This is a genomic window from Brucella sp. 22210, assembly GCF_052045675.1.
Lineage (GTDB): Bacteria > Pseudomonadota > Alphaproteobacteria > Rhizobiales > Rhizobiaceae > Brucella.
Window position 1 is genome coordinate 1 of the sequence record NZ_JBQEPD010000084.1, and the last position, 5242, is coordinate 5242.

Below are 5242 nucleotides of genomic sequence, written 5' to 3' on the forward strand. Positions count from 1 at the left end.
GTCAGCCTCCGGTGGAGGCCGCAGGTCAGGCAGCTTGAGCGTTGACGGTCGGCGGCGTCCAATTCCACGGAAGCAACTGCTCCAGCCTGATAATCGGCGTGTCGGCGATGCGGGCAAGAACGTCGGCCAGCCACGCCGGCGGATCGATGTCGTTGAGCTTTGCCGTCATGATTAGCGTGGCCATGAAGGCTGCACGATCTGCACCGCGGTCTGATCCGGCGAAGAGCCACGACTTTCTGCCGAGCGCAAAGCCTCTGAGCGCTCGCTCGGCGGCGTTGTTCGTCAGGCAAATCCGGCCATCCTCCAGGAATGACGTGAAGCCATCCCATCGCTTGAGCATGTAATCGATCGCCTCGGCGACCGGAGAACTGCGCGACAGTTTTGCACGCTCGGTTTGAAGCCAAGCATGCAGATCGTCGACGAGCGGCAGGCTTTCCTTGCGGCGACGTTCCAGGCGTTGATCGGCCGTAAGCCCGTTGATCTCCCGCTCGATATCGAACAGGCCGTCGATCCGTTTGACGGCTTCGAGCGCCATAGGCGAGATCGGCGCGGCGTTCTTTCCACGCTTGGCGTTCGCATTAATGTCTGCGAGCACGAAGAACTTGCGACGCGCGTGTGCCCAACAGAGTGCCTGGGTCAGCGGATTTGGATCGCGATCACCCTTGAACAGCGGATTGTAGCCACCATAGGCGTCCGCCTGCAGAATACCGGTGAAGGTCTTCAGGTGGCGCTCCGGATGCTCCTGCCGTCGATCCCGCGAGGCATAATAAAGGGCGGCCGGCGGTGAGAGGCCTCCGAACGGCCGATCATCCCGGACATAAGTCCAGATGCGGCCCGTATCGGTCTTTCCCTTGGCCAGGATCGGCACTGTCGTGTCGTCACCATGCAGGCGCTCAGCGGCAAGAACATGCGCTTCGATCAGACAATGAAGTGGCTTCAACGTCGCGGCGCAAGCTCCGACCTGATCTGCAAGCGTCGATAAACTAAGGTCGACGCCCTCACGAGCATAGCGTTCGCTCTGACGATTGAGCGGCTGGTGCTGGGCAAACTTCTCGAACAGGATCATCGCCAGCAGGTTTGGCCCGGCAAAGCCGCGTGGCGTTACATGGAAGGGAGCCGGTGGCTGCGTGATCTTCTCGCACTCGCGACAGGTAAACTTCTCCCGTACCGTCTGGATGACCTTCCACTGGCGCGGGATGACCTCCAGGGTCTCGGTGATGTCCTCGCCAAGCTTCGACAATTTGGCCGATCCGCAGCAGGCGCAATTGGCGGGAGCGGCGATGACGATGCGCTCGCGTGGCAGATGTTCGGGAAAGGGCTTGCGTGACGGACGCCTGCGCTCGAAGGCTTTGACGGTTGAAGCTTTGGCTGCGATCTCCGCGGCCAGTTCATCTTCACCGGCGTCCGCTTCCAATTCCTCGAGTTGCAGTTCCATCTGCTCCAGGAGCCGCGCCTTGCGCTCGGACCGGCTGCCGTAGAGTTCACGGCGGACCTTGTCGATCTCCAGCTTCAGCCGAGCGATCAGCGCTTCGGAATGCGATACGAGTGCCTTTGCACTGGCGGCTTCTGCCTTGGCGGTTGCCGCTTCTGCTTCGGCTGTAACACGTCGAGCGCGTTCCTGGGCCAGCAGTGCAAGGGCACTGGCAAGGTCGTCCGGAAGCTCTTCGGTCGCGTCGCTCATGACAGGATGGAATCATATTTGACCCCATCATTCCAGTGTTTTTGCTCATCCGGCCGACGTCGGCCGCCAGGTCTTTTGCGGCATCCGCCAGTCGATACCTTCCAGCAGATAACCGAGCTGCGCAGGTGTGATCACCACCGTGCCATCGGCCGCTGATGGCCAGATGAAGCGGCCACGCTCCAGCTTCTTCGTGAACAGGCAAGCGCCCTGGCCGTCATGCCAGATCACCTTGATCAGGCCACCGCCGCGGCCGCGGAATACGAACAGGTGTCCACACATCGGGTCACGCTTCAGCGCCTCCTGCACCATCAACGACAGACCGGGGAAGCCCTTGCGCATGTCCGTATAGCCCGTGGCCAGCCAGACCTTCACGCCAACAGGAACCGGGATCATCGCAGACCCAATACGCAATCGAGAATCCGGCCAAGCGCGTCCGTGTCAATATCACTATCCACGCGGACCCGACGGCCCCGGCCGAGCTCGATCGTTACATCGCTGCGCTTCCGACGAAGATGGGATGTGGTGGGCGCTTCCAGCTGAACGGGAGAGACTGTCGAAGCGGCCTCGGATACGATCACCGGCACCAAAGTCGCCGTATCAGACCTTGGCTCCTCGATCCGGCAAAGCTCTTTGCGCCAACGGAACAACTGGCTGACATGGATGCCGGCCGCGCGGGCAATCTCGGAGACTACCGCGTCCGCCTTAAAGCAGGCAGCGACGAGGCGCTCTTTATCTTCGCGTGACCAGCGCCGACGGCGCTCCACGGACGTGATCACCTCAATTGAATGCTTCGTCATATGACTACTCCTAGTGTTACCACTAGGACTGGCAGTCAGAAGGCCGTCATCGCAAGACGGCCTTCACCGTGGGCTTACGAACCAGATCGCGGATTGGAGGAAGCAGCTTCTGGACGGTGCGGCAAACGTATTCGGGGCTAGCCTTTGCGTTAGGCAATTCATTATTGAATGTATAATTTTAAAATCGTAAAGAGGTTTCGGTCTATAATACTTTTCAATATAGGTGTAATTAATTGTCTTTAACTCATAAAATATACTCGCTTGGAGCCACCCTTACGCCTCGGCCATATTGGCCACATGGCAAGGTAAAAGCTATTTTTATGTATGACTTCAAGAATCACAACTGTCACCTTGAGTATAGTTTTTTAAGGACATTATATTCCGATTATATCGATATATTTAATTTATCTAAAAATGAAGATACACTTTCCAATTTAGAGGCCAACGACAAACTGATACTTATTGGTCACGCAGGGAGAGGGGGGTTTCTAGGACAGCACTATCGTGGACGAGAAATGCAAGCAACCTCACAGCCGGCCTATATAGTGACAAAATTGCATAGTTTAGGGTTAAGAAATGTGGGTGTCATTAAGTTTCATGCTTGTTTTACGGGGAACGGAAACTTCCTTTATGACATTAGAGCAAGTCTAATTACCTCCGGAATTAATTTTTCCTATCTATGTGGGCCCAAAGGAAATTACAATTACTATCCATTTACAAAAAGATTTGTTTCAAATAAATGGAAAAATATCGTATCAATACCGAAAATTAGAAATCAATATAAGATAATTGAAGGAAACGTTTCGAAAAATTTCGCTGGAACTCATTATCAAGGCAGAGATAATCCCAGTTTCACGATCGAACGTTTCTAAAAATTGTCCCATGGAGCCACTTATACTGGCCTCATTATCGAATCAAATGAATAGCCCCGAGTTTCGTAGACACCCTCGGGTTATATTTTCTGCTGCTTCTCGAACTCGACTGGCGACAGCATCCCGTTCATGACGTGTTTGCGTTTTGGGTTGTAGAACATTTCGATGTAGTCGAACTCGTCCTGACGAGCTTCATCGCGTGAACGGTAGATCTTGCCGCTCTCTTCCCCATGCCTTCAGGAGCAGATCGGTCTGTCGCTTGTCCTCACTGGCCCGCTTGCTCGGCGGGTTCTTCAGCCAGGTGTAAAACCCACTGGGATGAACCCGCAGGAGGCGGCACATCGTCCGCACAGAAAACTGCAAGCGATGCAGAGCAATGAACGCGTACTTCACTTTGCATCCCTGGCGAAATACGCGTCCGCTTTTTTTAGGACATCTCGCTCCTCGGTGACGCGAGCCAGTTCCTTCTTCAGTCGCCTGATCTCCTCGGCCTCGTCATTGCCTTTGGCGCTGGACGCTGGACGCTGGACGCTGAAAAATTCTTCTTCCATTCCGTAAAGGGAATGCTGGCTGACGCCCAGACGCTGCGAAACCTCCGCGACAGGATAACCTCCCTCCGTGAGGGACGCACAGCGTCGCGCTTAAATTCTTCGTTGAAATTCGATTTGCTCATGATGCTCTTCTTGCCTCAAAATTAGGAAAGAAGGTGTCTACAAATCTAGGGGCTATTCAGTTTCTCTCGGGATCGTCTCCTGCAAGAAAGAGCATTTTTGCAATGGTTATTATGGCGGTACCGTGTGTGCTAATAACTCCGGTGCGCATGCCGCAACATTTAACTGCCGCTGACAGGCATGTTTTTGTTCGGCTTCGGATATCGGGATCATGACCAGGAAAAAATCTCGGTAATTCTCCAGGCTGATGCACCGCACAAGTGGCTGGACAGAAGATGGGCAATCTCCTATTATTAGCTAATTTAGCTAGAAGGTGTTCGGATGCAGGTCACAATCCATGCAGCAAAAACAAATCTCTCAAAACTGATTGAGGCAGCTCTGGCAGGCGAAGAAGTTATCATCGCCAAGGGCAAGCGCCCTGTCGTGCGGATTGTGCCCGTTCCGCAGAATAGTTTCATGATTGGCCTGTTGAAGGGGCAACTCTCTGGGCCAGGTCCGGACTTTTTCGAAGCGATGAGCGATGAGGAACTCTCGCTTTGGGAAGGTGGTGAGTGAAACATATTCTACTCGACACCCATGCATGGGCATGGTCCATGACAGCTGACGCCCGCCTGTCGGCTGCGGCCACCGTTGCCATGGAGCAGGCTGATACGGTTTCGATCAGTGCCATCTGCCTGTTCGAAATCGGCCAGAAGGTCCGCCTCGGCAAATGGCCGGAAATGAAACCGTTTCTCTCCCGGCTGATCGAACTGGCCGATGGACAAGGTGGGCGGCTTTTAGAAGTATCGCCCGAGACGAGCCTGCTTGCCGCAACGCTGGAATGGACACACCGCGATCCGTTCGACCGGTTCATCGCAGCGACGGCGATCACACGGCGGTTGACGCTGATCTCGGCTGATACCGCGTTCGATGCGTTGGCGGAAGAACCGTCATGGCCGGGGCGCGTCTGGTGATGCGACCGGTTGAGTGGCTCGCCAGCTATACTCGTGTCTACCGCTCGTGTGACGGCATAGCCGACGCGGGCCGGAACAGAAGCGCGCAAATTAAAATCGCCTTGTAGCGACTGTGAGACCCTTTTGATATTTAACAAAGGAGTTCCAACCTCTTGCTGATGCACTTCAGCTAGAGCGTAGACTCATAAACTGATGCACCAGATGCTGACAGCGATCAGTTTGACAGCAGCGAGGAAATTGTACGGGTTCTTGTCGTAGCGCGTGGCGA

General features: G+C 54.8%; 6 protein-coding genes and 3 pseudogenes. 3 read left to right on the plus strand and 6 right to left on the minus strand.

All coding sequences use genetic code 11. The annotated features are described in order from the left end of the window. Positions 1-25 precede the first annotated feature (25 nt). From ACTJKP_RS26130 to tnpA, 3 genes are read right to left on the minus strand one after another with little or no spacing between them, the layout of a single operon-like run. On the minus strand, positions 26-1681 hold the full coding sequence (locus ACTJKP_RS26130) for an IS66-like element IS66 family transposase (protein ID WP_440632460.1): 1656 nt from the start codon (positions 1679-1681) through the stop codon (positions 26-28). A gap of 45 nt (positions 1682-1726) precedes the next feature. Then, positions 1727-2092 carry an IS66 family insertion sequence element accessory protein TnpB gene (gene tnpB, locus ACTJKP_RS26135; RefSeq protein ID WP_440632461.1) on the minus strand — a complete coding sequence of 122 codons (366 nt, stop codon included), beginning with the start codon at positions 2090-2092 and terminating at the stop codon, positions 1727-1729. Then, positions 2071-2478: an IS66-like element accessory protein TnpA gene (tnpA, locus tag ACTJKP_RS26140; RefSeq protein WP_440632462.1), complete on the minus strand. Its 408-nt coding sequence runs from the start codon at positions 2476-2478 to the stop codon at positions 2071-2073. Before tnpA ends, tnpB begins: the two co-directional genes overlap by 22 nt. 233 nt (positions 2479-2711) lie before the next feature. On the opposite strand from tnpA, the gene ACTJKP_RS26145 reads away from it, so the two are divergent. Next, the gene (locus tag ACTJKP_RS26145) at positions 2712-3350 is read left to right on the plus strand and encodes a hypothetical protein (protein WP_440632743.1); all 639 of its coding nucleotides are present in this window, start codon (positions 2712-2714) and stop codon (positions 3348-3350) included. Between the two features lie 80 nt (positions 3351-3430). Here ACTJKP_RS26145 and ACTJKP_RS26150 read toward each other — a convergent pair. Both ACTJKP_RS26150 and ACTJKP_RS26155 read right to left on the minus strand, forming a co-directional pair. After that, positions 3431-3565, minus strand: a pseudogene (locus ACTJKP_RS26150) (IS3 family transposase); the annotation flags it as partial. Next, positions 3548-4023: pseudogene (locus ACTJKP_RS26155) on the minus strand (transposase); the annotation flags it as partial. The pseudogenes ACTJKP_RS26150 and ACTJKP_RS26155, both read right to left, overlap by 18 nt. Before the next feature lie 319 nt (positions 4024-4342). On the opposite strand from ACTJKP_RS26155, the gene ACTJKP_RS26160 reads away from it, so the two are divergent. Next, positions 4343-4576: a type II toxin-antitoxin system Phd/YefM family antitoxin gene (locus tag ACTJKP_RS26160; protein WP_440632744.1), complete on the plus strand. Its 234-nt coding sequence runs from the start codon at positions 4343-4345 to the stop codon at positions 4574-4576. Continuing rightward, on the plus strand, positions 4573-4974 hold the full coding sequence (locus tag ACTJKP_RS26165) for a type II toxin-antitoxin system VapC family toxin (RefSeq protein WP_440632745.1): 402 nt from the start codon (positions 4573-4575) through the stop codon (positions 4972-4974). The genes ACTJKP_RS26160 and ACTJKP_RS26165 overlap by 4 nt, the downstream gene beginning before the upstream one ends. Positions 4975-5156: 182 nt before the next feature. On the opposite strand, the pseudogene ACTJKP_RS26170 reads toward ACTJKP_RS26165, so the two are convergent. Beyond that, positions 5157-5242: pseudogene (locus tag ACTJKP_RS26170) on the minus strand (IS5/IS1182 family transposase); the annotation flags it as partial.

Bases quoted from the DNA above. Each gene is read 5' to 3' on its own strand.
- ACTJKP_RS26130 (WP_440632460.1), bottom strand. From the start codon at position 1,681: ATGAGCGACGCGACCGAAGAGCTTCCGGACGACCTTGCCAGTGCCCTT.
- tnpA (WP_440632462.1), bottom strand. From the start codon at position 2,478: ATGACGAAGCATTCAATTGAGGTGATCACGTCCGTGGAGCGCCGTCGG.
- ACTJKP_RS26160 (WP_440632744.1), top strand. From the start codon at position 4,343: ATGCAGGTCACAATCCATGCAGCAAAAACAAATCTCTCAAAACTGATT.